23 protein-coding genes and 1 tRNA gene are annotated in these 26,972 nt (G+C 71.7%); 5 read left to right on the top strand and 19 right to left on the bottom strand.

What is annotated here, in order from left to right:
* Positions 1–57: 57 nt before the first annotated feature.
* The 5 genes from IF46_RS0114180 to IF46_RS0114160 all read right to left on the bottom strand — a co-directional run bounded on the left by IF46_RS0114180 (position 58) and on the right by IF46_RS0114160 (position 4,698).
* On the bottom strand, positions 58–1,194 hold the full coding sequence (locus IF46_RS0114180; RefSeq protein WP_030488798.1) for a bifunctional RNase H/acid phosphatase: 1,137 nt from the start codon (positions 1,192–1,194) through the stop codon (positions 58–60).
* 3 nt (positions 1,195–1,197) lie between these two features.
* Positions 1,198–1,935 (bottom strand): zinc ribbon domain-containing protein, encoded by a 738-nt coding sequence (locus tag IF46_RS0114175; protein WP_030488797.1) that lies wholly within the window; start codon positions 1,933–1,935, stop codon positions 1,198–1,200.
* Entirely contained in the window at positions 1,925–2,761 is an 837-nt protein-coding gene (locus IF46_RS0114170) for a Nif3-like dinuclear metal center hexameric protein (RefSeq protein WP_420063566.1), read from the bottom strand. Before IF46_RS0114170 ends, IF46_RS0114175 begins: the two co-directional genes overlap by 11 nt.
* 118 nt (positions 2,762–2,879) lie before the next feature.
* Complete coding sequence (locus IF46_RS0114165; RefSeq protein ID WP_030488795.1) at positions 2,880–3,452, bottom strand: flavoprotein; 573 nt, start codon at positions 3,450–3,452, stop codon at positions 2,880–2,882.
* Positions 3,453–3,468: 16 nt separating this feature from the next.
* Positions 3,469–4,698: a helix-turn-helix domain-containing protein gene (locus IF46_RS0114160; protein WP_030488794.1), complete on the bottom strand. Its 1,230-nt coding sequence runs from the start codon at positions 4,696–4,698 to the stop codon at positions 3,469–3,471.
* A gap of 247 nt (positions 4,699–4,945) precedes the next feature.
* Here IF46_RS0114160 and IF46_RS0114155 point away from each other — a divergent pair, with 247 nt between their 5' ends.
* On the top strand, positions 4,946–5,617 hold the full coding sequence (locus IF46_RS0114155; protein ID WP_030488793.1) for a bifunctional DNA primase/polymerase: 672 nt from the start codon (positions 4,946–4,948) through the stop codon (positions 5,615–5,617).
* Positions 5,618–5,871: 254 nt separating this feature from the next.
* Here the strand turns inward: IF46_RS0114155 and IF46_RS0114150 are convergent, their stop codons facing one another.
* From IF46_RS0114150 to IF46_RS0114130, 5 genes are read right to left on the bottom strand one after another with little or no spacing between them, the layout of a single operon-like run.
* Positions 5,872–6,594 (bottom strand): FAD:protein FMN transferase, encoded by a 723-nt coding sequence (locus IF46_RS0114150; RefSeq protein WP_030488792.1) that lies wholly within the window; start codon positions 6,592–6,594, stop codon positions 5,872–5,874.
* Between the two features lie 49 nt (positions 6,595–6,643).
* Complete coding sequence (locus IF46_RS0114145) at positions 6,644–7,228, bottom strand: FMN-binding protein (RefSeq protein WP_030488791.1); 585 nt, start codon at positions 7,226–7,228, stop codon at positions 6,644–6,646.
* Positions 7,229–7,240: 12 nt separating this feature from the next.
* Positions 7,241–8,659: a ferric reductase-like transmembrane domain-containing protein gene (locus IF46_RS0114140; RefSeq protein WP_030488790.1), complete on the bottom strand. Its 1,419-nt coding sequence runs from the start codon at positions 8,657–8,659 to the stop codon at positions 7,241–7,243.
* The gene (locus tag IF46_RS0114135; RefSeq protein ID WP_030488789.1) at positions 8,656–10,038 is read right to left on the bottom strand and encodes a DUF1501 domain-containing protein; all 1,383 of its coding nucleotides are present in this window, start codon (positions 10,036–10,038) and stop codon (positions 8,656–8,658) included. The genes IF46_RS0114140 and IF46_RS0114135 overlap by 4 nt, the downstream gene beginning before the upstream one ends.
* 8 nt (positions 10,039–10,046) lie before the next feature.
* Complete coding sequence (locus IF46_RS0114130; protein ID WP_030488788.1) at positions 10,047–12,146, bottom strand: DUF1800 domain-containing protein; 2,100 nt, start codon at positions 12,144–12,146, stop codon at positions 10,047–10,049.
* A 431-nt stretch (positions 12,147–12,577) separates the two neighbouring features.
* Between IF46_RS0114130 and IF46_RS0114125 the strand changes: the two genes are divergently transcribed.
* A complete protein-coding gene (locus IF46_RS0114125; RefSeq protein ID WP_030488787.1) occupies positions 12,578–12,835 on the top strand; it encodes a DUF3040 domain-containing protein in 258 nt (85 codons plus the stop codon).
* Here IF46_RS0114125 and IF46_RS0114120 read toward each other — a convergent pair.
* Together IF46_RS0114120 and IF46_RS0114115 are read right to left on the bottom strand one after the other, a co-directional pair.
* The gene (locus IF46_RS0114120; protein WP_084597904.1) at positions 12,804–13,745 is read right to left on the bottom strand and encodes an SWIM zinc finger family protein; all 942 of its coding nucleotides are present in this window, start codon (positions 13,743–13,745) and stop codon (positions 12,804–12,806) included. The two genes, IF46_RS0114125 and IF46_RS0114120, sit on opposite strands and share 32 nt — an antisense overlap.
* Entirely contained in the window at positions 13,742–17,026 is a 3,285-nt protein-coding gene (locus tag IF46_RS0114115) for a DEAD/DEAH box helicase (protein WP_030488785.1), read from the bottom strand. Before IF46_RS0114115 ends, IF46_RS0114120 begins: the two co-directional genes overlap by 4 nt.
* A gap of 234 nt (positions 17,027–17,260) precedes the next feature.
* Here IF46_RS0114115 and IF46_RS0114110 point away from each other — a divergent pair, with 234 nt between their 5' ends.
* Positions 17,261–17,467, top strand: a complete 207-nt coding sequence (locus IF46_RS0114110; RefSeq protein WP_030488784.1) for a hypothetical protein — start codon at positions 17,261–17,263, stop codon at positions 17,465–17,467.
* 8 nt (positions 17,468–17,475) lie between these two features.
* Here the strand turns inward: IF46_RS0114110 and IF46_RS0114105 are convergent, their stop codons facing one another.
* Together IF46_RS0114105 and IF46_RS0114100 are read right to left on the bottom strand one after the other, a co-directional pair.
* Complete coding sequence (locus IF46_RS0114105) at positions 17,476–18,618, bottom strand: polysaccharide pyruvyl transferase family protein (RefSeq protein WP_030488783.1); 1,143 nt, start codon at positions 18,616–18,618, stop codon at positions 17,476–17,478.
* 92 nt (positions 18,619–18,710) lie between these two features.
* On the bottom strand, positions 18,711–19,169 hold the full coding sequence (locus IF46_RS0114100; RefSeq protein ID WP_157563005.1) for a GNAT family N-acetyltransferase: 459 nt from the start codon (positions 19,167–19,169) through the stop codon (positions 18,711–18,713).
* A gap of 162 nt (positions 19,170–19,331) precedes the next feature.
* Here IF46_RS0114100 and IF46_RS0114095 point away from each other — a divergent pair, with 162 nt between their 5' ends.
* The gene (locus tag IF46_RS0114095; protein ID WP_030488781.1) at positions 19,332–20,267 is read left to right on the top strand and encodes a phosphotransferase; all 936 of its coding nucleotides are present in this window, start codon (positions 19,332–19,334) and stop codon (positions 20,265–20,267) included.
* A gap of 25 nt (positions 20,268–20,292) precedes the next feature.
* Here the strand turns inward: IF46_RS0114095 and IF46_RS0114090 are convergent, their stop codons facing one another.
* Positions 20,293–20,922, bottom strand: coding sequence for an HAD-IA family hydrolase (locus tag IF46_RS0114090; protein ID WP_030488780.1), 630 nt, complete (start codon positions 20,920–20,922; stop codon positions 20,293–20,295).
* A 68-nt stretch (positions 20,923–20,990) separates the two neighbouring features.
* Complete coding sequence (locus tag IF46_RS0114085; RefSeq protein WP_030488779.1) at positions 20,991–21,539, bottom strand: hypothetical protein; 549 nt, start codon at positions 21,537–21,539, stop codon at positions 20,991–20,993.
* Between the two features lie 562 nt (positions 21,540–22,101).
* Here IF46_RS0114085 and IF46_RS33275 point away from each other — a divergent pair.
* Positions 22,102–25,695, top strand: coding sequence for a M4 family metallopeptidase (locus IF46_RS33275; protein WP_157563002.1), 3,594 nt, complete (start codon positions 22,102–22,104; stop codon positions 25,693–25,695).
* Between the two features lie 110 nt (positions 25,696–25,805).
* On the opposite strand, the gene IF46_RS0114075 is transcribed toward IF46_RS33275, so the two are convergent.
* From IF46_RS0114075 to IF46_RS0114065, 3 genes are all read right to left on the bottom strand, one after another.
* A tRNA-Val gene (locus tag IF46_RS0114075) sits at positions 25,806–25,877 on the bottom strand.
* A 76-nt stretch (positions 25,878–25,953) separates the two neighbouring features.
* Entirely contained in the window at positions 25,954–26,418 is a 465-nt protein-coding gene (locus tag IF46_RS0114070) for a peroxiredoxin (protein WP_030488777.1), read from the bottom strand.
* Positions 26,419–26,505: 87 nt separating this feature from the next.
* Positions 26,506–26,943 carry a DUF3052 domain-containing protein gene (locus IF46_RS0114065; protein ID WP_007463483.1) on the bottom strand — a complete coding sequence of 146 codons (438 nt, stop codon included), beginning with the start codon at positions 26,941–26,943 and terminating at the stop codon, positions 26,506–26,508.
* Positions 26,944–26,972: the final 29 nt, after the last annotated feature.

The following is a 26,972-nucleotide window of genomic DNA, read 5'->3' as shown; positions in this document are numbered from 1 at the left end:
CGGCTGCGCCGAACGGCGCGGCCGACCAGCTTGGCAGGTGACCTCAGCTGCGCCGGCTCAGAGAGCGGCGAGGTGGGCGGTGTCGTTGACCGTGCGCACGGCCACGCCACCGTCGGGCCACATGTCGAGCACCGAGATGCCGGCCGCGTCTAGGAAGAGCCGGTGCAGGAAGCCGTCGCCGGCCGCGAGGGCGTCGCGCAGCACCAGCTTGATCGGTGAGACGTGCGAGACGACCACCACGGTCTCCCCGGGGTACGCGGTGAGCAGCCCGGCGATGACGCGGTGCACGCGTTCGGCGACGTGGGTGAACGACTCCCCGCCCGGCGGCGCGATCCGGGGTGAGGCGAGCCAGGCGTCCATCTCTCCCGGCCACTGATCGCGCACCTCGGCGAAGGTGCGCCCCTCCCACTGGCCGAAGTCGCACTCGATCAGGTCGTCCTCGGTGCGGACCGGCACGTCACCGAGCGCCGCCGCGATCGACGCCGCGGTGGTCGTACACCGGGACAGCGGTGAGCTGAGCACCGCCGCGACGGACGGGGCCAGCGCGGCGACCCGGGCGGCGGTGGCGCTGACCTGGGCCCGGCCACGCTCGGAGAGCGGCACGTCGCCGCGGCCGGAGTAGCGCCGCTGCTCGGTGTAGGCGGTCTCGCCGTGCCGGACCAGGATCAGCCGGGTGGCGGTGAAGCTCGGTCGGGGCTCCCAGGAGGCCGGCGCGGTCGCCGGATCGCTGCCGGTCGTGGACGTCGCCGGCGGCTGCTCGGTGGCAGCCTTCGGGGGACGGCCCGCGGCGGCGTCCATGGCGGCGTTGGCCAGGGCGTCCGCGTGCCGGTTCTGCTCGCGGGGGATCCAGCTGAACCGGACCATGCTGAACCGGCCGACCAGCGCGGCGGCCTGGGCGGCGAGGGGACGCAGGCCGGGGTGCTTGATCTGCCACCGGCCGCACATCTGCTCGACCACCAGCTTGGAGTCCATCCGGACGTCCACCTCGGCGGCGCCCAACTCGGCCGCCGCGGTCAATCCGGCGATCAGCCCCTGGTACTCGGCGACGTTGTTGGTGGCCATGCCGATCGACTCGGCGCGCTCGGCGAGCACCTCGCCGGTCTCCGGGTCGCGCACCACCGCGCCGTAGCCGGCGGGGCCGGGGTTGCCCCGGGACCCGCCGTCGGCCTCGACGGAGACCACGCGCGGCGCCACGACCTACAGACCCGACTCGTTGGTGCGGACCATGATCCGACGGCAGTCCTCGCAGCGGACCACGTCGTCGGGGGCGGCCTTGCGGATCCGGGCCAGGTCGGCGCCGGAGAGGTCCAGCCGGCATCCGCCGCAGCGGCCCGCGGTGAGCAGTGCGGCACCGAGCCCGGTGTCCGCGCGGATCTTGTCGTAGAGGGTCACCAGGTCGCTGGGGAGGTCGGCGGCGAGCGGCTGACGGGCTCCCCGCTTGAACTCCTCCTCCTTGGCGATCTCGGCCAGCGCGTCGTCGCGGCGCTGCTCGGTCGCGGCCCGCTTGTCCCGGGTCTCGGCCAGTCGCTGCTCGACGCCGTCCAGGACGCCCTGCGCGGTCTCCCGCTGCTCCATCAGCTCCAGCTCGGCGTCCTCCAGGTCGCCCTGGCGCCGCTTCAGCGAGACCAGCTCGTGCTGGAGCGCCTCCAGCTCGCGGGCGGGACCGGTGCCGGCGGCCAGCCGGTTCTCGTCCTTCTCCTTGCGGGCCCGGACCTGCTCGACGTCCTTCTCCAACCGGGCGATGTCCCGGTCCAGGTCGTCGACCGCCACCTGGGCGCGGACCCGCTCGTCCTCCATCGACGACAGCTCGCGGGCCAGCGACTCCAGCTCGGCCCGCTCGGGCAGCGACCGCCGGCGGTGGGCGAGCTGGGCGAGGTTGGTGTCGATCGCCTGGAGGTCGAGCAGGCGGCGCTGCACCTGAGGGTCAGCCTTCACGGTCGGGCTCCTTGTCGTCCACAACGGGTGCGGCGGCGTGCACGGTCCACGGGTCGGTGTCCAGGTCGGACACCAGCGTCTCGACGCCCAGCGCCTCCCGCAGGAGGGCAGCCAGGTCATCCAGCCACGGTCGTTCGGTCGCCCAGTGGGCGGCGTCGATCAGGGCGGGACCATCGGCGGCGAGGTGCTCGCCGGCCGGGTGGTGCCGCAGGTCGGCGGTGAGAAACGCGTCCACCCCGGCGGCGGTCGCGGCGCCGAGGAAGCTGTCCCCCGACCCGCCGCTGACGGCGAGGGTACGAACCATACGCTTGGGATCCCCCGCCGCGCGAACTCCCCAGGACGTGACGGGGAGCACGGCGGCGGCGTGCCGGGTCAACTCCGCGAGGGTCATCGACTCGGGTAGCTCGCCGATCCGGCCGAACCCCCGGTCGTCGCCGTGGGCGGGCGAGCCAGGCGCGGGCCGTTGCAGCGGGCGCAGCCCGGTGAGCCCGAACCGGGCGGCGAGGGCGTCGGAGACACCCGGGGAGGCGACGTCGGCGTTGGTGTGCGCCGCGTAGAGCGCCACCCCGGCCCGGATCAGCTGGTGGATGATCCGCCCCTTGAAGGTCGTCGGAGCGACCGACGACACCCCCCGCAGCAGCAGGGGGTGGTGCGCGACGATCATGTCCGCGTCGGCGGCCAGCGCTTCGGCGACCGTCTCGGGCACCACGTCGACCACGCAGAGCACCCGGCGGACCGGGGCGGCCGGCTCGCCGAGCACCAGGCCCACCCGGTCCCACTCTTGCGCCCAGGCCGGCGGATAGCGCCGTTCCAGCTCGGCCACCACGTCGGCCACCGTGGGGGCGGATCCGCTTGTGCTCACGGCGGGCCAGCTTACCGGCGTGGAGGCCGCCGGAGGGTGACACCCGGCCCGGCCGCGTCGGGCGGAAGATCTGCCGGAAGCGCTAGGCAGCGCTCCAGGAGATCGTGCGCAGCGCGGCCAGCGGCATCGCCCAGGGGAAGGCGTGCAGGTGCTGCTCCCCCGTCCCGGGCGGATGCAGAGCGATCACGTCGTCACCGAAGAGCACCGTGACGCCCCACTCGGCCAACCGGGACACCCCGGCCCGAAATGCCGGGTGGCAGGCCATCGCCACGTTTGTGTACGGCACTGCCACGATGGGGACGCCCTTGCCCTGGGCCTCGACCAGCAGCCCGAGCGCCAGGGTGTCGGTGATCCCAGCGGCCCACTTGTTGACCGTATTGACGGTCGCCGGGCAGACGATCATGGCGTCGGCGGGCGGCAATACGTCCGGGTCACCGGGATTCTTGTAGTGCGTCCGCACCGGATGGCCGGTCTGGCGAATCAGGGCCGACTGGTCGACGAACTTCGCGCCGTCCGGCGTGGTGACCACGCAGACGTCCCAACCATCGTGTTGGGCGAGGTCGACCAGACGACCGACGTGCCGTGCCAGCGGCGAACCGCAGGCGATGACGTAGAGCACCTCGCGGTGCCCGCTGTTGCGTGTCGCACCGGCCATCACACCGGCTCCGCGCTCATACCCCTACTCCCATGTGCTCAGCCAACTCCGCTATCGGAGAAGGCGGCGCACCACGTGTGCGACGGAGGATGTCGGACATCACCTCGTGCGCGATCGGCCGGCAGCGGATCTCCGACGGGGCGAGTCGATCACCGAGCAGCAGCATCTCGCCGGCGTTGGCCACGTCGCCTATCTGGGCGTACCCCCGGGCGATGTCGAGCAGGTGGTGGGCGCGGCGCTCGGGCAGCAGCGCGTTGAAGGCGGGCTCCGCGATGCGCAGCTGGTGCACCTCCACGGCCCGCCCCCCGTCGCCCAGCTCCACGGCGGCGGCGGCCCGGTGCAGCTCGACGTTTGTCGGGCCGAACGACGTCCAGTAGTGGTTGTGGTCGCCGCCAAGCAGGTCGGCGGCCTCCTGCGCACAGTTGATCAGGTCGTCGACGCTGGACGAGTCGCCGATGCGGGAAGCGGCCATCGCACCCTGGAGCAGCAGCATCCCGTAGACGGAGAGCCGGGCCGGGGACAGCTCGTTGATCCCGCCCGGTGCCAGCCGGCCGGCGATCTGGACATTCAGCTCCAGCGCGGGACGGGCCCGCCCCATCGCAACCAGGGCATTGCACACGCGCGTGGTGGCGATCCCGGCCAGCAGGGGGTCGTCGGCCCGCTGGGCCACTGCCATCGACCGGTCGGCGGCCAGCCAGGCGAGCTCGCACTCGCCAAGCTTGCGCAGCACCGAGGAGGCGATCTGATAGACCTGCCCAAGCAGGTGGGCCGCCTCGGCGGCCTGCTCACCGCCGTAGGCGGCGTCGGCCGCCTGGGCGTCACGCAGCAGCTTGGGCAGCGCCCGGGTGAGCATCCCGTAACGGCCGTACTGGTAGGTGAGCCAGGCGTGGTTGACGGCCTTGCGCATGTCGTCCAGTGGCGGCGGAAACGGCACCGCGTCGAAGTACGCGCTCATCGAGTCGTAGCGTTCCAGCGCCGCCCGGATCTCCTGCACCTCGACCTGGTCGATGCAGTTCAGCGCGTCGGTGCGGCGCTCGGGGTCCTTGCCCATGAGCAGTTGCACATCCACCTGGAGGATGTCGGCGATCTCGTAGAGGACGGAGAACTTGTCCAACCGACGGACGCCGCGTTCGACCTTGTCCACCCAGCTCTTGGACTTGCCCAGCCGGTCCGCGAAGACCTGCTGCGACATCTTGCGTCGCCCTCGCCAGTAGGCCACTCGCCGTCCTATGGGTAGCTCGTCCATCTCCCCATCCTCCCCTGCCGCCGACACCAATCGAGTCGGGGCGATGTCTCTGGGCGCGGCGGCCGTTGTTCACTTTCAGGTTTTCGCTGGTCGCACAGGATGTACGTCAGCCGTACAGCTGGTCCTCGTACTTTTCGTGCAAGTTGCACGAGCCGTTCGTCAACCTCAACGATCGTGGGTTACGGCAGTGACGGTGCTCGACATGCCACCTGGCGAACGCCGGGCCCGACGAGAGGAGATAGCGCACATGTGGGGGAACGTCGGACCGCGCGTCGCTGAACTGTCGCCGCTGGAACGGGTCCGGCTGCGCCGGGTCGCCATCCGGTACGCCGCACACGGTTGGGAGGTCACCCCGGGCGCCTGTCTGGCCCGCAGCCGCTTCGTCTGCGGCCGGGCCGGCTGTCCCACCGTGGGTTGCCATCCCGCCCTGGAGAACTGGGAGCTGGCCGCCAGCGCCGACCCGGCCCGGGTGGCCACCTGGTGGCGGAGCCGCCCGCACGGGGTGCTGCTGCCCACCGGGCGGGCCTTCGACGTGCTGGAGGTGCCCGCCCACCTCGGCCGGCACGTGCTCGACGCGGTCCAGATCCACCCGGCCGGCACCGGCGTACGCGGGCCGGTGCTTGTCACTCCCACCGGGCGGTGGATGTTCCTGGTCCGCCCCGGCGACCCGCTCCGGCCGGAGTTGGAGCACTGCTTCCACGTGGTCCGACACGGGCCGGGCTCGTGGATCCCCGCGCCGCCCACCCGACTGCCGGAGGGCACGGTCCGCTGGGCGGTCGCCCCGGAGCAGGCGCGCTGGCAGCTTCCAGACTCGTACCTCGTGCAGAACACGTTGATCGGGGCGCTGCGGGCCACCGGGGTGACGCTCGCCCCCGACCTGCTCCCCGGCCATCTGCCGCTGCCTCGACGAGGCATGTGAGACAGGCGACTCGATCCGGTGGCCGACAGCGTCGCCGGGGCGTCGGTCCTCGTTGACAGGGAGACGGTGCGAACGCGCGCCACGAACGGGGGAACGATGTCCACAAACGACAGGGTGCCTCATCCCGGCGGCACCGAGCCGCCCCGGCGCAGCCACCCACGGCACCGCTGGGCCGGCACCCGGCCGTCCGGCTCCCGCCCCGGCCGCCCACGCCCCACCGGCTCCCGCCCAGCCGGCACCCACCGCCCGCTGCGCTAGTCGGTCAGCGGGAGGTCGACGGAGTGGTGCTGACGGGCGTTGTCCGTTATCGCCGCGTGGGTGTGGTCGTCCAGGCGGGCCAGCCAGCCCAGGCCGGGAGTGCCCATGGCCAGGGCGGCGGTGGCGTACGCGTCGGCCACCCCGAGGTCGGTGCCGACCACGGTCACCGAGCGCAGCCCACTGGCCGGCGTGCCCCGGCGCGGGTCCAGCACGTGCCGGCCCCGCTCGTAGACGCCGGACGTGGCCACGGCCAGATCGGTCCCGGTCAGCACCAGGCAGGCCGCCATCGCGTCCCACGGGTGCCGGATGCCGATGCGCCACGGCTCCCCGGACGGCGACAGCCCCCGCACCCGTACGTCGCCGCCGGCGTTCACACAGTGGTTGACGGCACCGGCGGCGACGAGGCGGTCCGAGGCGACCTGAGCCGCCCAGCCCTTGACGAAGCCGGACGGGTCGAGTCGACCGGTGGCGTACGCGTCGAAGAACCCGTCGGTGGCCCCCCACAGGTCGGCGCAGGTCTCCAGCACGAACCGCAGGTCCGCGGACGCCTCGGAGAGCAGCACCTCGCCCCGGTCGAAGCGGCACACCTCGCTGTCCGGCTGGTACGTGCTGAACCGCGCGTCCACCTCGTGCATCCAGGCGAAGACCTCATCGGCCAGCTCACGCAGGGTCGCCGGGGGCAGGTCGTCGGCGAGGTCCAGGGTGATCGCCGTACCCATGATCTGTTCGACCCGGCACAGCCCGGGTCGGGTCAGCGTGGCCCGCACGTCAGAACGCCTGCTCGATGGCGGAGCGCAGCGACTGCTTGTAGGAGTTGCTGGTCTCGGTGGCCCCGGAGACGGTGTTGAGGTTCGCGTTCTGCTTCTGCACCACCTCGCCGCCGCTGCCGTCGTAGCGGTTGCGGACGTCGCCGCTGTGGATGTCGGACTCACCCCCGCTGGGCAGCGACAGCGCGACGGCCTCGACGATCCGGTTACCCGAGACGACGATCTGCACCTGCACGTACCCGTACTCGTTCTCGAAGCCGTTGCCGGTCACCCGGCGGTTGGTCGACTGTGGCGCCTTGGTGGTGGTCCGGGGTGCGCTGGGGGCCTTCGTGGTCGTCTTGGTGCCCGACGGGCGGGTGGTGGTCTTGCCGGGCTTGGGCGACGTCGGCGCCGTGGGGGCGACCGACGGCGTCGGTGGGCCGGCGGCCGGGTCGGCGCTCGGGTCGACCCCCAGCGGGGTGGGGTTGACCGGCTGGGCGGTCGGCACGTTCTGGGCGACCGGGGTGGCGCCCGGCGAGCCCTTGAGCACCACCAACGCGGTGGTGCTGGCGGCCAGGCCGGTGATCGCGAGGAACGCGCGACGCATGAAATGCCCTTCCTACAGCTCGAACGTGGCCAGGTGGATCTGCCGTCGGGGCACGCCGGCGCGCCGCAGCGCACGCACCGACTGTTCCACCAAACCGGGTGGCCCGCACAGGTAGACGTCGCGCCGGGCCACGTCGGGCACCAGTTGACGCAACCCGTCCGGGCTCATCAGTTGGCGGGGGCCGGGGTCGTCGCGGGAGCCGATGACGTACCAGACCGAGGTGTCGCGCTCCTGGGCCAGCCAGTCCAGCTCGCGGTTGAGCAGGACGTCGGCGGGGGTGCGGGCCCGGTAGATCAGCGCGGCGCCCGGCGGCAGCTCCTCCAGCATCGCCCGGATCGGTGTGATGCCGCTGCCACCGGCGATCAGCAGCGCCCGCTCGCGGAGCCGGTGCGCGGCGGTGAAGGTGCCCGACGGGCCCTCCGCCCAGACCCGGGTGCCCGGCTCCAGGTCGCGCAGGTCCGCGGTGTGGGTGCCGACCACCTTGACGGTGATCCGCAGCCAACGGCCGTTCGCGGCGGCGGAGACGGAGAATGGGTGCGACTGCCACCAGCAGCCCCGGGTGAGGAACCGCCAGCGGAAGTGTTGGCCGCCGAGCATCGCCAGCCGGCCGAGCCGTTCGCCGGTGAGGTAGATGGAGATGGTGTCCGGGCTCTCGGCGACCACGTCGGCGACCCGCAGCCGGTAGCGCAGGTTGAACGCCAGCGGCGCGATCACGCGGCCCCAGAGCAGCGCGGCGACCACCAGCAGGTAGAGCGCGATCCAGCCGGTACGCACCGGACCGGCCTTGTACAGCTGCGCGCCGTGGGTGAACTGGTGGCCGAAGCCGAGCAGCAGGATCAGGTAGCTGGACAGGTGCAGCAGGTGCCACAGCTCGTAGGGCAACGCCCGTCGGATCGCCCGGACGCTGCTGAACCCGACCAGCACCATGATGCCGGTGGCGACGAACGCCGAGACCATGTCCTCGTAGTCGCCGAGCAGCGTGCCGACCTCGGCGAGGATCGACTGGTTCCGCAGGTCGGCGTAGCCGATGAGGATCAGCGACATGTGCGCCAGCACGGTGACCAGCAGGGTGGCCCCGATGTCGCGGTGCCAGCGACCCAGGTGCTCGCCGCCGATCCACCGTTCCAGCACCGCCAGCCGGCTCATCATGAGCACCTGCACCAGCAGCAGGTAGCCGGCGATCAGACCGGTGATCCGGCCCGCCGCCGTGACGGTGGCGGCGGTGCTGCGCAGCGAACCGGCAGGGGTGCCCAGCCACCACGGCAGCACACTGGCGAGCAGGCCAACCAGGAGCAGCACGCCCAGTAGCCGTCGGCCGCCGGGCCCGCGCCGGGCCGGGATCTGCGGGGGTACGGGTGCAGCCGACCGGCCGCCGTGCCGGGACGAGGTCCCGGTACGACGGCCGGCGGCGTGGGTGTGCGGATGCGTCACGCGTACAGCTTCATCGGGGCGTACTTCTGGCGGGGGAAGACCTTGTCGACCTCCGCGTTGGTGAGCCCGAACCGGCCCTGCGCCACCGCGCCGTAGACGTTGAACATGTTGTTGTACTCCGGCACGTCACCGGAGTCCAGCTTGTCCAGGCCGTTCCAGGTGCCGAGCAGCGAGCCGGCCAGCTTCTTGCCGGAGAGCAGGGTGACGACCCCGCCGTGCCCGTGGTCGGTGCCGCCGCCGTTGGAGCCGACCCGGCGGCCGAACTCGCTGGACACCATGATCGTCACATCGGCGGCCTGCGGGCCGAGGTCGGTGAAGAAGGCGGCCATCGCGCTGGCCAGCTCGTTGAGCCGGCGGTGCAGCTGACCGCCCTCGCGGGTGCCCTGGTTCTCGTGGGTGTCGTAGCCACCCATGCCGACGGTGGCGACCCGGACGTTGGCGCCGCCCTTGATCAGCTGGGCGAGTTGCTGGAACGCGTTGCCGACGCCCTCGTACTTGACGCCCTCGACGGGCTGGTACGGCTTGGCGGCGAGCCGCTGGGCGGTGGCCAGCGCGCCCATGCCCTCCTGCACGGCCTCCTCGACCGGGTGGTTGATCCCGGTGAAGAGCCCCTTGATGGCCTTCTCGGTGGCGGCGCGGAACCGCTCGTCACCGTTGAGCCGCAGCGACCCGACGTTGTTCAGCGAGATCGCGCCGTTGTTGCCGACCAGCGAGCGGGGCAGCGTGCTGCCGACGCCGACGCTGCGGAACGCGGTGCCCTTGCCCAGGTTGTCGACGAGCCCGTCGAGCCAGCCCCGGCCACCGGTCTCGTTCGGCAGCCCGCCCAGGTTGCAGGCGTCGGCGGCCTGGAAGTGGCTGCGCGACAGCCGCTCGTCGGAGACCGCCGGGATGAAGCCCAACTGGCCGGCCGTGAGCCACTTCTCCAGCGGCTTGAAGGCGCTGGTCAGTTTGAAGCCGCGGCCCAGGGCCAGCGAGTCGTTACCGAGCAGCAGGTCGGGGCGGGCCTTGGCGAGCACCGGGTCGTTGTCCGGTGCGACCAGGCTCAGCCCGTCCAGCCCGCCGTAGAGGAAGACGTGGATCAGGGTGCCGGTCTTGGTCGCCGCGAACGACGCCGACGTGGTGACGAACTGGGCGGTGGCCAGCGCGGTGGCGGTGGCCGCGGCACCGGCGACGAAGGTCCGTCGGGTGACGCCCCGACCGTCCTGCTGGGCCTCCTCCAGGTTCTCCAGGGTGCGGTAGCGGTCGAACTCGGCGGCGTTCTCGGCGGCGACGATGTCCGCCTCGGCGCGCAGCAACGCCTCGGCCGGGTTGTCGGCCAGCCGCCGCACGTCGGGGCATTCGGGGTGCAGGGGGAAAGAGTTGTACACAGTCTTCTCCATCGGGTGCCTCACCGGAGGTGGTGCTGGGGGGAAGCGAGGATCGCCCGCGCGACGGCGGTGATGGCCCCGTTGAACGTGGCGTCGACCTTGGCGGTCGCCGTCACACCGGCCACGCCGAGAATGAGGTTCTTCTCCCGCGTGCTCAACTTCTGGCCCACCAGCCGCAGGGAGAGAGCGTCCACGTACGCCCCGGCCGTCGCCGGCGCCTTGGCGACCAGCTTCTCCGGCGCCGTGTACGTGAAGGTGGTGCGGTAGCCGGCGAGGATCTCGCCCGCCTCGTTCCAGCCGTTGACCATGGTGCCGGCGGAGGTCCAGGCGATGTAGACGTCCGGGTAGCCGTCCGGGGTGGGCTGACCCATCGGGTAGTGGCCCAACTCGCGCAGCTTGTCGTGGATCTGGCGCAACCCCCGGGCGTACGGGGTGCGCTTGCTGTCGCCGTTGTTGTGCTTCGGCGACGCGTCCGGTGCGACGCCCAGGGTGCGGTACGTGGCGATCAGGTACTCCATCGGCCGGCGCACCTTCTGGCCCACCCCGGCCCAGAACTCCGAGGAGCAGAAGAGCGTCATCAGGACCGGCTTGATCATGCCGTTGTTCGTGGTGTACGACTTGGCCAGCCGGTCCACCAGGGACTTCGGCGGGGTGTCCGAGACGAACCGGGTGGCCAGGCTCTGCGCCACGTACTTCGCGGTCGACGGGTGCAGCGCGATGTAGGTGATGTACGCGTCGATCGCCGCTTCGGCCTTTTTCGGGTCGGCCGAGTTGTTCGCGTGGCTGAAGCCGAGGATCTTCACCTTGCCGACGTAGTGCTGCTCGGGGCGGAAGACGTACTTGCCCTTGTCGTCGACGCCGCGGCCGGTCTGCAACATGGCGGCCTGCCGGACGTCCGGCTCCTTGTAACCGCCGTCGACACCGACCGAGTAGAGCTCGAGGTTCTCCCGGGCGAGGTTCTCGTTGATCGCGTCCTTGCGGGAGTCCTTCTGGTTCAGGTAGATCAGCAGCGCGGGGTGCTTGTTCGCGGCGACCAACATCTCCGGGTAGCTGCCCAGCGCGTGCTTGCGTACGACGTCCTGGTCGAACGAGCTGCGGTACACCTCGCCGCCGTCGAAGTCCGCCGCGACGTGCAGGAAGTCGTTCCAGAAGTCGACCATCACCTCGAACAGCTGGCGCTTGGACCAGATCTGCCGGGCGATGGTGGCGTCGACCATCTCCCGCTCCGGGTGGGCGTCCTGCTCGTTGAGCTTGTCCCGCTGGTCGCGCAGCTGCTGCACGGAGAGTTTCTGGGTGGGCAGCTCGGCGAGCTTCAGCTCGCCCTTGCTCGGCTCCAACTTGCCCGGGTCCAGCTGAGCCCGGATCCAGCCGTCGATGCCCTCACGCTTGATGTCGGCGACCACGGCGGGCGTCACGCCGAAGGTGGTGCGCCGGGCCAGGTGCAGGATCGGGTCCTTGGCCAGCACCGTCTTCACGGTCACCTGGGTCGCCGCCGCGGCCGCGGCCGGGCCGGAGAAGGTCCGTCCACCGGCCGGCGCGTTCTTCTTCAGCGCCTCACCGGCCCGGGAGCCCATGTAGCTCTCGTTCTGCTCGGTGTACGTCCGCACCGTGCTGGGCTGCTGGCCGCTGGGCCGCGCCGCGGTGCCGTCGGTCACCGTGCTGCCGGTCGCGTCGCCAGCCGCCGCCTCGTCGCCGAAGAGGCCACGGAACTGCGGGGTCATGGCGAGCGCCGCGCCACCGGCGACGACAGCGGCGGTGCCGCCGAGGGCCACCATCGCCTTGCGTCGGCCGACCTTGCGACCCGGCTCATCGTCATCGTCGAGGGTGGGCAGTCCGGTGCCGGCCGGTCGCGCCGGGGCCGGGCGGCCCAGGCCCTCCGGGCCGACCCACTGCGGGCCGCGCGGGGCGGGTGCGGGCTGCCCGGCGTGCGCGTACCCGTCGCCGTACTGCTCACGCGGGTCGGCCTGCGCGGCGTAGCCGCCCTGGTGGGGGTGGGGCGAGTCGTAGCCGTAGGGCGCGGGCGGGTGGGGGTCGCCGTAACCGTCAGCGCTGTGGTGCTGGTGTCCGTCCCAACCGCGGTCGTCCCGCGGTCGACGTGGTGGCACATTCTGGTCGGCCATGTACCAATCCCGATTTCTGATGAGCGCCGGAAGCTGCTACCGGGCAGGTGCGGCAGGTGCGGCGACTTTGCCTGAGGGGGTTGCTACGGCAAGGTAACCAAGGCCCCAGGGCCCTTCAAGGCGGCCGGAACCGCACTCGTGAGGGCACTTAAGACAGCGCTCAGCGCCACATCGGCGGCGGGCGGTGGGGCGGGTCCGCACGCAGACCGCCTCAGCAGGGCGTACGCGCGGCAGCCGAGCACGGATCGGACCGCGCCGCCGTACGCGGCACTTTCGGCGCCGTTCACCACCAAAGGCAAACTTAAGGTTCGGGTAAGCCGGACATGAGACGACCTCGCGTGGAGGAAAAGTAGCAGCAGCGTGCGAGCGTGAGCCGCCACCGCAGCGGGTATGCCGCCGAACCGCTGAACGCGTGAGGGGAAGGCAGCGCCATGCTCAGCAAAGAGGATCAGCGCAGATTCGACCAGATCACCCGTCAGCTCCGGGAGAGTGACCCGGCCTTCTTCGCCCGGTTGGACCACCGGGTCCGGGCCCGCAGGGGCCGCTACCTGATGTTGTTGACCATCGTGCTGTGGGCGTCGCTGCCGGCGATAGCCGTGTTCGCCGGTCGAATGACCGGCGCGATCTGCGCGGTGGTGCTGGTGGCCAACGCCGCGATCATGTGGCGATTCCGCCGCCGCTGGACGTGACTGCTCGACCGCTGGACGTGACGGCTCGCTGGTCGGCCGGGCCGAAGGCCCGGTACGCGCGGCGCAACCGTTCGAGCAGCCCCGGCCCACCGATGGCCGGGGCGGGCGCTCCGAGCTGGCGCAGCAGCAGATCGGTGCCGGTCACCAGTCGGGGCGGCCGATCCGGCAGCGGCACCGGCGCTGACCAGAACCGGTCTGCCGCCTCGGCAAGCGGTGTCGCCGACAGCCCGGCGAGCGCACGCGCGGCACCGACCGGCGCGACAAAGTCCACTGTCGACACCGCACCGTCCGGTTCGGACGGTACGTCGACCGGGCCGGTGGTGCCGGTGGCCGCGGCCCGTCGCGCGCGGAGTTCGTCGAGCAACTGGGCGCGGGACCGGCCGCGCCAGTGCAGCAGCTCGAACGGGTCCGCGTCGAACGCCTCGGCCAGCAGGTAGAACGTCGCCGCGAGGTGCTTGCACGGCACCGCGAAGTCGGGGCAGTTGCAGCGCTGGGTCAACTCGTCCACGCCGGCCGGGAAGAGCGGCGCGCCGACGGCGATGAACAGCTCCTCCAACTCGTCGGGGAGATCCCCGGCAAGCAGCCGCGCACTGAAGAACGCCTGCCCGGCCAGCTCGTTCTCGATCCGGGACCAGAGCGCGGCCGGGAACGGCTTCAGCGCGATCGACACCTGGTACGGCTTCGGCCGGGAGCCCTGCACCACCGCGCTGACCTGTCCGGGTGCGATGTCGAGGCTGAGCACCTGACCGGCCCGCGCGTACGAGCGGCCCCGGGTCAACCGGGTGCCGAGCGCGAACGACTCCAACACCTCCAGGAAACGCCGCGACCACCAGGATTGCCCGATCGCGCCTCGAGCGCTGCGGGCCCGCAGACCCCCGTCGACCCGACGGGGACGCCCGTAGTCGGTCACTCCACCACCGCCCCGGCCTCCAGCGCGAACAGGTCCCGCAACTGGCCGGTGGACAACTCCGTGATCCACTGCTCACCCGTGCCGACCACCCGCTCGGCGAGGCTGCGCTTGTCGGCGATCATCGCAGCCACCTTCTCCTCCACCGTGCCGGCGCAGACGAACTTGCGGACCTGCACCCGTCGGCTCTGCCCGATCCGGAACGCCCGGTCGGTGGCCTGGTCCTCGACCGCCGGGTTCCACCACCGGTCCACGTGCACCACGTGGTTGGCGGCGGTCAGGGTGAGCCCGGTGCCGCCGGCCTTGAGGGACAGGACGAACAACGGTGGACCCTGCGCCGACTGAAAGCGCTGCACCAGGGCGTCCCGCTCGGCTTTGCCGAGACCACCGTGCAGGAACAGCACCTCCCGGCCGAACCGCGCCGACAGGTGACCGCGCAACATCGCACCGAACTCGGCGTACTGGGTGAACAGCAGCGCCCGCTCCCCCGCCGCCAGCACCTCCTCCAGGATCTCGGTGAGCCGGGCCAGCTTGCCCGAGCGGCCCTCCAGCGGCGAGCCGTCGCGCAGCAGTTGGGCGGGGTGGTTGCAGACCTGTTTGAGTCGGGTCATGGTGGCCAGCACCAGGCCGCGTCGCTCGATGCCGTCGCTGGTCTCGATCCGGGCGAGCATGTCGTCGACCACCACCCGGTACAGCGCGGCCTGCTCGGCGGTGAGGTTGCAGAGCACCTCCATCTCCAGCTTCTCCGGCAGGTCCGAGATGATCGACGAGTCGGTCTTGAGCCGACGCAACACGAACGGCCCGGTGATCCGGCGGAGCCGCTCGGCGGCCTCGGCGTCGCCGTGCCGCTCGATCGGCTCGGCGAACCGCTTGCGGAACGTCGCCGCCGGCCCGAGTAGCCCCGGGTTGGCGAACTGCATGATCGACCAGAGGTCGGCCAGCCGGTTCTCCACCGGCGTACCGGTCACCGCCACCCGCTGCCTCGCGGGCAGCGCGCGAACCGCTTCGGCCTGCCGGGTCGACGCGTTCTTGATCGCCTGCGCCTCGTCCACCACCACCCGGTGCCAGTCGATGCCGGCCAGGTCGGCGGCGTCGCGGGCGGCCACCGAGTAGGTGGTGAGGACCAGGTCCGCGCCGTGTGCGGCCGCCGTGAACTCCGCCCCCCGCGCGCGCTCCGCGCCATGGTGTACGTGCACCCGCAGCTCCGGGGTGAACCGTGCCGCCTCCCGCTGCCAGTTGCCGACCAGCGACATTGGACAGACCAGCAGGGTCGGCCCGGCCTCCGGCGGGTCCCCGGCGAGCAGCGCGAGCAGTTGCACCGTCTTGCCCAGCCCCATGTCGTCGGCGAGCACACCGCCCAGGCCGAGTGAGCGCAGGAAGGCCAGCCAGGCCAGCCCACGCTGCTGGTACGGCCGCAACGTCCCCCGGAAGCCCGGCGGCGGATCGAGCGGGGCGAGTCGTCGCTCGACCGCGCCGGCGAGCAGGTCACCAAGCGCTCCGTCGGCGGTAACCTCCAGCACTGGCAGCGCACCGGTGGCCTCACCGTCGGCCAGCCCGAGGCGGAGCAGGTCGGCGACGGTCAACTCGCCGGCCGAGCGGAGCAGACGCAGACCGGCGGCGAGCCGCCCCGGGTCCAGCTCCACCCACCTGCCGCGCAGCCGCACCAGCGGCGTCTTCAGCTCGGCCAGCGTCGCCAACTCCTCGGCGGAGAGCGGCTGGTCGCCGAGCGCGATCTCCCAGCGGTAGTCGACCAGGGCATCCAGACCGACACCGGCATCGGCGCCACCCACCGTGCCCGGCGCGGTGCGGCTGCGAGCCCGCAACCGGGCGCCCAACCGCGCCGACGGACGTTGCCACCAGGACGGCAGCAGCACCCCGAAACCGGCCGCGTGCAGCACCGGGGCACCCGCGCTCAGGAACCGGTGGGCCCCCTCGACGTCGAACTCCATCGCCTCCGGGGCGGCGGTACGCAGCGCGGCGTCCAGGTCCGGCCAGAGCCGACTGGCCCGGCCCAGCTCGGCGAGGAGCGTCTCCTGCGGGCTGGTCGTACGGCCAGCCAGGCCGCCGAGCGTGTGCGGCGCCCGCCAGACCTGCCCGGCGTCGACGTGCAGGCCGGGCTCGTCTGCGGCCTGCAACCCGAACTCCAGCCGCCAGCGCCCGCCACCTGTCGACTCGACCGGCACCGGCGCGCTGTCGGCGGGCAGCGCCCGGGTGGCCAGGATCGGTTCGGTGACCTCGTCGGGGGCCGGTTCCACCAGCCGGAAACTGGCCCGCACCGGGCCACCGGCGGCGTCACGTTGCCAGGCGTCCAGCTCGGCGTGCAGGGTGGCCAGCCCAGCCGGGTCGATGGTGAAGTCCCGTTGGGGGCCGGCGAGCGCGGCCAACCAGGCCGGTGCCGGGCCACCCGGGCGCAGCCCCCGGGCCAGCGTGGTGGTCGCCAGAGCAGCCCGCGCGGCAGCATCGGTCAACGCGTCGAGCGCATCCGCGACCAGCACCGCGGCGGTCAGCTCGGGCCCGTCCGACCCGAGGGTCGCCGTGCCGATGGCAGTCGGGGCGATGGCGGCCGGGGCGGTGCCCGGGGTGGGCGGCAGAGCAGCCGCGGTGGCTGGTGGCAGTGCGGCGGTCGGCGGCGACGCGGCGGCCGGCACGACGGCGGCTCGGGCCGCTGGTGGCAGGGCCAGCGCCAACGCCCGCGCCCAGGCCGCGTCGGTGCCGGTCAGCAGCGGACGCCAGACCGCCTGCGCGGGCACCGTCGCGGCAGCGCCCGACGGGGCCGGCACACCAGCGCTGGGCGCCTGGTCACCGATCGTCGTGCGGACACCGGGGAGGAGGCGGCCACGGGTCACCAGGTCGGCGGCGAAGTCGGCCAGTTCGGCGAGGTGCCGCAGGGTGGCCCCGGGTGCGGCCGGGAGGTCGTCGAGGGTACGCAGTAACGACAGCGCGGCGTCTGGGGCGTACACCAGGACGGGGACCCGCCACCGCGCCAGGGTGAGCCGGCCGCGGGCCGCGGGTGCGACGGCGGTCCGGATCAGCTCGGGTGAGTCGGTCGGCGCGCCGGCCAGGGTGGGCAGGGTGAGCAGCGCGCTGTCCAGGCGGGTCGGCTCGGCGGCGTCGGCGAGGACGGCGGCCAGCTCGGTGTGCCCGGCGGCGAAGGGGTGTGGGCGTTCCCGGGGCGGCCGGCCGGGACGAACCGGCGCGGGTGGCGCGGCGCTGTCCTCGGCCCAGACGGCGAGACCGCCGGTCGAGCTGTCGCCGGGCAGCCACAGCCCGTGGATGACCAGCACCTACTCCCCCTCGTCGCCGCCCGCGCCCAGGATAGGCGGCCCCGCGAACCACCCCACCACACCCACACCCCCGCGACCTGTCCCCCTGCGCGATCTTGCGGGTTGTGTCGGAGGTGCGTGCGGATTTGCGCCTTATGCCGGCACAGGAAGTGCAAGATCGGCGGGGCGGGGTGGCTGGGCCCCCGCTGCCCGCTATCCGCTGCGAGCGGGCGCTACGACGGGCAGGATGGGCGCATGGCTTCATCCGTGCAGATCCTTCTCGTCGGCGGCACGGCGGACGGGCAGACCATCACCGTCGAACTCGACAGCAACGGCCGCCCACCGCTGACCCACCATCACCTCGGCTCCGGTGGGCTGGCCGACGCGCAGATCTACGAGCTGGAGACCGCCCGCGAGGAGGCCCGGGAGTGGCGCTACCGGTGGACCGGCCCCGCGGTGTGACCGCCCGGTCAGACCCGGGTGAGGGTCTGGCTGCGCAGGCTCTCCAACACGCCGCGGGTGACCTCCGAGGTGCCCCGCGCCTGGTCGCACACCTCTGCCACCCGTCGCGCGGTGGCCTCGGCGCGTTGCTCCCGCTCGTCCCAGAGCCGGTCGACCTCGGCCAGCAGTGGCCCCTCGACCTCCCGCTCCACGCCGCGTAGCGCCGGCACGCCGAGTCGTTGGGCCAGGTCGAAGACCTTGCCGGCGTACGGCAGCGGTAGGAACGGCGTACCGACCATCGCCGCAAAGATCAGGAAGTGCAGGCGCATGCCGACGGCCAGGTCGAAGTGGCGCATCAACCCCAGCACCTGCTGCGGAGTGTAGGTGCCGTGCAGGATCCGGCCCCGCTCGGCGGCGACCATGTGCGACAGCACCCCGTGGGCGTGCCGGATGTCGTCGCGCTCCATCGGCACGAACAGCACGTACGCGTCGATCCGGTGCACCAGGAAGTCACCGATCTGGGCCAGCAGCCGGTGGTAACCATCCACGTCGAGGCGTTCGGCGGCCCGCCCCGGCTCCCGCACGCTTATCCCGACCAACCGCTTGCCGACCGGCACCCCCTCCTCGGCCAGCAGGTGGGCCGGGAACTCCTCCGGTTGCAGGAGGAACGCCGGGTCCGCGGTGACCGTGATCGGGTTGAGCAGGCCAGCCTCCTCCAGCACCATCCGGGACTCCTGGTCCCGGACGGTCACCTGGGTCGCGCTGGAGAGCGTTTCCCGGACCATGCCGGTGTCCACCGAGTCGCTGAGTGGCCCGACCCCCACCGCGTACGTGATCAGCGGCAGGCCCCGCTCCTGAGCGACCCGGACCACCCGCAGGTAGCGACGGGCCTCCCGGTCGTAGAGGATGCCGCCACCGCCCAGGATGAGCAGGTCGAGCTGGGCCAGGACCAGGGCCGAGTCGGCACGGCTCACACCCTCCCAGGGCACCGCTTCCACGTCCGGGTGTGCGACCCGGGTGTGCTCCGGGTTCCGGGAGAAGACGATGATCCGGGCATTCGGTTCCTGCGTCCGCAGATCGGTGAGCAGGCCGGTGAGGATCGCCTCGTCGCCGAGGTTTCGCCCACCGTACGAGCCGAGCACACCAATGGTCAGTCCAGCGCCGTGCGTCATCCGTCGCTCCTCCCCAGGTGCGGTCCGCGCCGGTTTCCCGCTGGGCAGCTGAACAGTCCTGCCGGGGGGACCGTCCCTGGGTCGCGGGCGGCTCAGCTCGCCTGGGTGATCCGCTTCGCCATCTGCTGCGAGGTGACCTCGAAGCCCAGACTGCGGTAGAGGCCGATCGCCACGGTGTTCGTACCGAAGACGTTCAGACCCAGCTCGGGCACGCCGAGGTTGGCCAGTTCGACCTCGATGAGCTGGATCATCCGCCGTGCGTACCCGCGTCCCCGGTGCGCCGGGTGCACCTCGATGTTGTGGATCCACGCCTGGAGTGGGGCGGCCGCCGTCGGCAGGGTCACCCAGATCCAGCCGACCTCGGTGTCGCCGACCCGGGCCAGCCGCAGCAGCGCTCCCTCGGTGGCTGCGCCCGCCGGCAGCGACTCCCCGATCTGGGTGACCGACCGCTCGCGGGCCGCCTCCGGGGTCATCCCCCGGTGCGCCACCAGATCCTCGGCGTACCCCTGCTCCAGCGACTCCAGCAGCCGCGCCAGCTCCGATGCCGTCATGGGCGTCAGCGTCAACTCCACAGCGTCTCCCCCTTCGTCGTAAGCATCGGCGACGAGTGCAGCAGATCCGCCCCGGCCACGCCACCCGGTTCCCCGCGCCCGGTTGGGGCGGGGGTGGGGAAATTGGTTGCCCGTCGGGTGGGGGCGGGACACGGTGGGGAGATGGTGGAGCGGACTGCGGGCCGGATCGGGTGGGCGGACCTGCCGGAGCGGGTCCGGACGTCGGTGCAGGAGATCATCGGCGATCGAGTCGTCGAGGCGGTGTCCCAGCCGGGCGGCTACTCGCCGGGCACCGCGGATCGGGTCCGCACCGTGACCGGCTTGCGGGCGTTCGTCAAGGCGATCAGCCCGGCGCAGAACACGGACAGCCCGGGCATGCACCGTGCGGAGGCCCGCACCACCGCCGCGCTGCCGGCCTCGGTGCCGACGCCCCGGCTGCTGGGTTGCCACGACGACGGCGAGTGGGTGGCGCTTGTCTTCTCCGACGTGGATGGTCGGCACCCGGCCACGCCGTGGCGGGTCGACGAGCTGACCCGCGTGCTGAACGCCCTGGAGGTGATGGCCACCGCGCTGACCCCGAGCCCGGTGGCGCACGTGCCAACCGCCGTCGACCTGCTGGCCGAGGACTTCGCCGGCTGGCACCGGATCGCCGCCGACCCGCCAGACCTGCTGGACCCCTGGGCCCGAGAACACCTGGACCAACTGCGTGCCGCCGCCGACCGGGGCGTCGCCGCACTGACCGGTGACACCCTCTGCCACGTGGACGTACGGGCCGACAACCTGCTGCTCGACGCGGCCGGCACGGTCAACGTGGTCGACTGGCCGTGGGCGTGCCGGGGGCCGGCCTGGCTGGACACCGCGCTGTTGCTGGTCAACGTCCGGCTACACGGTGGGCACGACACCGAGGCGCTGCTGCGCCGGCTCCCCCTCACCGCCGAGGTCGATCCGATCGCGCTCACCGGGGTATACGCCGGGCTGGCCGGCTTCTTCGCCGACAGCGCTCGGCGCCCGCCGCCGCCCGGCATACCCACCGTCCGCGCGTTTCAGCAGGCACAGGCCGACGCCCTGCTCCCCTGGCTCGCCGCCCGCCTCCGCTGACCGCCGCCATCGACCCCCTGGATGGTCAGCGTGCCGGCGGCGTCGACTCCAGCTGGCGGGCCAGTTGCGCCAGGTCGTCGAGGCGCAGGTCGCCGTCGAGCCCCTTGAGCGCGGCGGTCATCGCACCGGCCGCCCGCCCGGCCCGCAGGCCGACCTCGGCGTCCTCGACGACGAGGCAGCGCGAAACGGGGACGCCCAGCAGCGCCGCGGCCCGCAGGTAGCCCTCCGGGTCCGGTTTGCCGACACGTACGTCCTCCACCGTGACCAGCACCGGCGGCTTGATGCCGGCGGCACCGAGCCGCGCCTCGGCCAGCCGGGCGTCGGCGCTGGTCACCACCGCCCAGGGCAGCCCCAGCCGGGCCAGCGTGCTCAGCAGCTCGTGCGCTCCGGCGGTGGCCGTCACGTCGGACAGGTCGTCGTACTGCAACGCGAGCTGTCGTGCCGCGGCGGCGGCGACCGCGCTGTCGTCGAGCGCGGGCAGCAGCCGGCGGATGGTCTGGTCGGCGGGCCTGCCGTGCGCGATCGCCAGCGCCGCCGCCGGATCAACCTCGTACTCGGCGGCCCATCGCTGCCAGGCCCGCTCGACGGCCGCGTCCGAGTCGACAAGGGTGCCGTCCATGTCGAACAGCACCGCGCCAATGCCCGCCAGCCTCATGACCACGCTCCCTCGTCTACTCGCCCGCGAGACTCCCCCACCTGCAAGATCCCACGAGGCCCGATACCTCAGGCGTCGGGGTCCAAGACTGGGCGCACCGCGTCGACGAACACGATGCGGCGATCCGTTCGTACCTCGATCGCCGCGAGCCAGCGCTCCCGATGCCGGTCGCGCAGCGGCACACTGCCGTCGCCCGGCTCGTCGCCGAACCGGCGCTGGTCGGCGTACTCCGTGGTGAGGCTGGTCAGCACGGCCCGGCCGGCCGCCGCGACCTCCGCCGGGCCCTCCAACAACACCAGGTTGTACGCCTCGTCCACGGCGCGCATCGCCGCGTACGCCTCGTCGTAGCCGGGCACCGGCCCACTCCCGCCGGTCTCCAGCCACCGCCGGTCCAACTGCCGGTACGCCTGGTCGCAGGCGCTCAGGAACCCGACGTACGCGTCCCGCCGCAGCTCTTCGCGGCGCGTCGCCCGCCGCTCGACGCTCTCGTGGCGGACGAGGGTGAGCTGGTGGGCCAGTTGCCGACGGGTGCTGAGCGCGCCGACCAGCCCGGTCAGGGCGGCGGCGACCAACGTGGACAGTGACGTGATCAGCGCGACGGCGACGGTGTCCTGCACCCGCCCATCATGGCGTTACCGATCCGACCTCGTCCACGACGCGCGTCGCCGCCGGATCGCGCGCCGAACTTCCGGAATTCACCTACCCGCCATGTGGGGTTCACCTTGCCGGAGAGCGCCACCGCCGCGCCGTCCGGTTTCGGCCCGCCACCCTCGTTCTGGATCCGATCATTGTGCGGGAAAGCACAGCCACTTCCCTTTTCGAACAACCGAGACGCTGAAGCCGAAAGAATGCGTCGCTGTGCTTGCGTCCCAGTGACGAGCCCTCGTCAGGCATCGATTCAGATCGCCCAGCAACCCCGCCCGGCGGCTGGATTTCCTCGATGCCGACAAAGCCGTCACCTGCAGGAACACCGAAGCCGTAGCGGCAGGAATCATCCGGAGTCGTCCCGCCGTGATGCTGCGAACACTCACTAAAGCGGATTTGAGCAGGGCGTCGGCGAAGTTATAACATGCGCACGCTTTTCGCCCCGGAGCCGCAGGTGCACGACTGGAGCGGGTCGTTTCGATCCGGTATTCGTGTGCGGCTCTAGCAGGTGCCCCCCCTTGTTCTGGAGGTGTTGTGAGTTCACTGCGTGCTGTGTTCGGCCGACGATTCGGCAGAACACTCGGCGTCATTGGTGGGGTCAGCCTGGTCAGCTTGGTGACCGCGCTGGCCCTCACCTGGTTGGCGCTGCAGGTGGTCGCCGTCAGCAGCGGCTTCGACGCGTTCGCCGCCCAGCTCCTCGGCCGTGACCTGGCTGGCGTCCTGGCCGCGTTGGCAGCCGCCAGCGGCGTGCCGATCGAGTGGCATTCAGTGGTGCTCAACATCTCCGGCCGGATGACGGCGGCCGACGTCATCGCGGACGGCTCCGCGCTGGCGCTGCTGGTGACCGGGCCGCTCGTCGGTGCCGCGGTGCTGGGCTCGCTGGTCCGCTCCGCCGCCGGCCGGTACGCGCTTGCGCGGTGGTCGCTGCTGGCCGGCGCGTCGGCCGGTTACGGCGCGCTGACCGGCGTCGCTGTGTTCGGCAGTGTGCGACCCACCCCGGGTTCCCTTGTCGATTTCTCGGCGTCGGCCGTGCTCGCCGGCGTCGCGTCGGCTCTCTGTGCCCTGCTCGTCGGCGGCGCGCTGCTCGCGTTCCGCGCGCCGGCAGCAGCCCGCCAGCCGGCCACCGGCCGCCGCCGGGTCGGCATGGTGGCGGTCTCCTCGCTGGCCGTGCTCCCGCTGCTGCTGTCGAACGCGGCGGCAGCCGCCCCGACCGCAGCCCCGACCGTGCCCGCGCCTGGCCCGTCGGCGCGGCCGTTCAAGCCCGCCGGCGTCGAGCAGGCGCTGGCCACGCTGCAGGTCGAGGCCGGCAACCGGTTCGCCGTCGCCCGCAACGCCGCCACCGGCACTCCGTCGGTGTTGGCCTTGCGGAGCCCGCTGGGCAAGGATCTGCCCAGCTGGCTGCGGGCCAACGCCAAGGTGTTCGGCGTGGCTGACCCGACCACCATGCTGCGGCAGAGCCGCGACGAACGCGACAGCCTCGGCATGCGGCACGTCACGTTCGACCAGCAGCATGGTGGCGTCGAGGTCTACAACGCCCGGGTCCAGGTGCAGATCGACAAGGACGGCAGCACCGTCTCGTCGGTGGCCAACGGCCTGCGCCCAGACCTCGCACTCCCCGCCACGACGACGCCGAGCGTGACCCGCGAGGCCGCCGTCGCCACCGCCCGCAAGGCACTTCCGGACGGAGAGCTGGTCAGTACGCCAAAGCTGATCATCTACGCGGGACGCCCGCAGGAGGGGTTCCTCAGCCAGGCAGCCCTGACCTGGCAGGTAGAGCTGCGCGGCAACAACGGCGAGACCGTGAACAGGTACTTCGTGGACGCCCTGCAGGATCACCACATCATCACCGCCAAGTCGATGATCGAAAGCGCGCTCTACCGGGAGATCCACGACGCATACGAGATACCCTCGCAGTTCGGCAAGATCGTCCGGCTCGAAGGTCAAGGACCGAGCGCGATCGCCGACGCGAACACCGCCTACGACGCGCTCGGCGCCACCTACGACTACTTCGCCAAGAACCACGGCCGCGACGGCCTCGACGGCCAGGGTTCGCGGCTCATCGCACACGTCCGTTACAGCACCAACTTCCGAAACGCGTTCTGGGACGGCAAGTCCATGAACTTCGGCACGGGGATGGTCACCACGGACATCACCGGGCACGAACTCACCCACGGCGTCACGGAGACCAGCGCTCACCTGGAGTACGAATTCCAGAGCGGCGCGCTCAACGAGAGCTACTCGGACATCTTCGGTGAGATGGTCGAGAAGTCGGCCAAGGGCAGCACCGACTGGCTCCTCGGCGCCGACAGCATCATCGGCACCCGCCGCAGCCTGGCCAACCCGACCGCGTACAACCAGCCGGCGAACTACAGCAACTACGTGTCGACCTGTGATGATCACGGCGGCGTGCACAAGAACAGCGGCATCCCCAACTACGCCTTCTACAACCTCGCGAACGCGATCGGCACCGACGCGGCTGGCAAGATCGCGTACCGCACCCTCACGTACCGCACGCCCTCGTTCGCGAACTTCCTCTCCGCCCGGATCGGCTGGATCCAGTCAGCGACCGAGTTGTTCGGCAAGGGATCCGCGCAGGAAGCGGCGACGATCCAGGCCTGGAACACGGTCGGCGTGCTCGATGGCATGCAGGAGACCTTCCCGGCGGGCTGCCCCAACGGCGGCATCACCATCGGCTGCCTCGCGGCGAAGGTGATCACGCAGAACGCGGCTGGGCTGAACCCTGCGGGCCTGGCTCAGGACGAGGTGCTCGCCTCGCTGCTGCACGTCCGCGACGTCATGGAGTCTGGAGAATCGCCGGCCCTGAGCCGTTACGAGCACCTCTACTACGCCTTCAGCCCGGACCTCGATGCGACGCTGCATCTAGAAGGCGACCTGATGGTCCAGTTCATCCAGACCGTGCAGACCATGGCACCGGTATTGAACGCCATCCAGACCGGCACGGCCGACCAGGTCTTCCTCACCCAGCAGATGATCGACGATGTCAACAAGTTGTTCGACCAGCTCATCATCAGCGCCAACAAGGCCGGCAAGACCACGCTGGCGCAGCTGATCGCCGAGGAGCGCAGCCGGGTCGACATGCAGCACCTGGTCGGTCTGAACGTCACCCAGACGGTCGCCTACCTCGACGGGCGCACCCCCGACGCGGTCACCAGCACCACTGTCAACGACACCTCGCTCAGCTACGACAACGGGTGGCTCGCCACCAACAACCGCGGCGTCGGTGACTACAACGACGACGCGCACTACTCGCTCACCGTCGGCGCCGCCGCGCAGTACACCTTCGAGGGCACCGGAGTGGAGTACATCTCCGAGCGCAACGGTGACATGGGTGATGTCGACGTCTACCTCGACGGCGTGTTCCAGGCCAACGTCAACCTGCACACCACAAGCGGACGCCAGGTGCAGCAGGTGGTCTTCAGCCGGTACGGCATGACCAGCGGCACGCACACCATCCGGATCGTCAACAAGAGCTCCGCCGCCCTCGGAATGGTCGACGCGCTCCGGATCCTGACCGGCACCGTCACGGCAACGCCGACGACCGCGCCGGCCGCGACGCCGGCACCGACCGCGACGCCGTCGGCCACGCCAACGCCGACGACCACGCCAACGGTCACGCCGACTCCGACCGCGTCGGCCACGGCCACGGCCACGCCAACGCCGACGGTCAAGCCGACTCCGACTCCGACTCCGACGGCGCCGTTGCCGCCGCTGGGCAGCACGGTCACGCTGCGGGCCGTGGTCAACGGCAAGTACGTCAGCGCGTGGGACGCTGGCGCGGGGAACCTCGTCACCCGGGTCACCGCGCTCGGCGACTGGGAGCGCTTCGACCTGGTGGACCTCGGCAACGGCAACGTGGCGCTGCGGGCCAAGGTGAACAAGCAGTACGTGTCCGCGGCACAGTCCGGCACCCAACCGCTGATCGCCAACCGGGCGACCGCCGCAGGTTGGGAGACGTTCGCACTGATCAGGAACTCGGACGGCACCGTGAGCCTCCGGGCGAACGTGAACGGCCAGTACGTCAGCGCCTCCGACTCCGGCAACGGCCCGCTCATCGCCAACCGAGCGACCATCGGAACCTGGGAGAAATTCACCCTCGCGGCAATCTGAGCAACTCCGAACGCAGCGACGCCCCCGCGCCTGGTCAGGCGCGGGGGCGTCGCTGTGCGGCAAACTGAACGGATCGTTCGGGGGCCTACGTCGGTGCAGACGGTGAAGGGTGGGCGCGGCAGGTTTCGAACCTGCGACCCCCCGCTTGTAAGGCGGGTGCTCTCCCACTGAGCTACGCGCCCGGATCGCCCGTGTGGCGGGCCGGTGGCTGGCAAGCTTACCTGCTCGCCACCGACCCGGACGCGCGGCGTACCCCGGTCAGCTGGCCGCTTCGGCGATGGCCTTGCGCCAGCCCTGCTGGTCGCGGGCCTCGCCCGGGCCGTTCATCTCGGCGAAGCGGACCACGCCGGCCTTGTCGATGACGAAGGTGCCCCGGTTGGCGAAGCCGGCCACGTCGTTGAAGACCCCGTACGCCTGGGCGACGGCGCCGTGCGGCCAGAAGTCGGCAAGCATCGGGAACTGGTAGCCCTCACGGTCGGCCCAGATCTTGTGGCTGTAGGCCGAGTCGACGCTCACGGTCAGCACCTGGACGTCGTCGTTCGCGTACTCGTCGAGGTTGTCTCGCACCTCGCTCAGCTCGCCCTGGCAGGTGCCGGTGAAGGCGAGCGGGTAGAAGACCAGCAACACGGTGCGCCTGCCCCGGAAGTCCGAGAGTCGGACCTCCTGGTTGTTCTGGTCCTTCAACACGAAGTCGGGTGCTTGGGCGCCAACCTCGATGGGCATACGAACTCTCCTCGGGTCGAGTCGGGTGACGGCACCAGCCTGCCACCCGGCGGTGGGCGGACCGCCGGGCGAGCGAAGCGGCGCTGGCTACTTCTTGGCCTTGGCCCCTCGGCGCAGCACCAGGCGTGCGCCGCTCCAGTCCCGGCCGGCGTTGACGGTCGAGGTCTGCTGAAGGCCGGCGGTGGGCGCGGACTCCGCGACCTCGCTCGGCTCGACGTGCCCGTCACGCCCCGCCTTCGGGGTGAGCAGCCACACGACCCCGTTGTCGGCCAGCGGGCCGAGGGCATCGACGAGCAGCTCGAAGAGGTCGCCGTCGCCGTCCCGGTACCAGACCAGCACCGCGTCGACCACCTCGTCGGTGTCCTCGTCGACCAGATCTCCACAGCGGTCGGTCAGGGCGTCTCGGAGATCCTGGTCGACGTCGTCGTCGTACCCCATCTCCATGACGACCATCCCCGGTTCGATTCCGAACCGGTCCGCCAGGCTGCGTACCCCGTCGGCGGCCTGACCAGCGGTCGCGCTCACTGTCGCGTGCCTCCTCATCTCGTCCCTGC

The sequence above is a fragment of the Micromonospora chokoriensis genome (assembly GCF_000718555.1).
GTDB classification, from domain to species: Bacteria; Actinomycetota; Actinomycetes; order Mycobacteriales; family Micromonosporaceae; genus Micromonospora; species Micromonospora chokoriensis_B.
The sequence above is the reverse complement of the archived record's forward strand: the minus strand, read 5'-3'. Positions and strand labels throughout refer to the sequence as shown.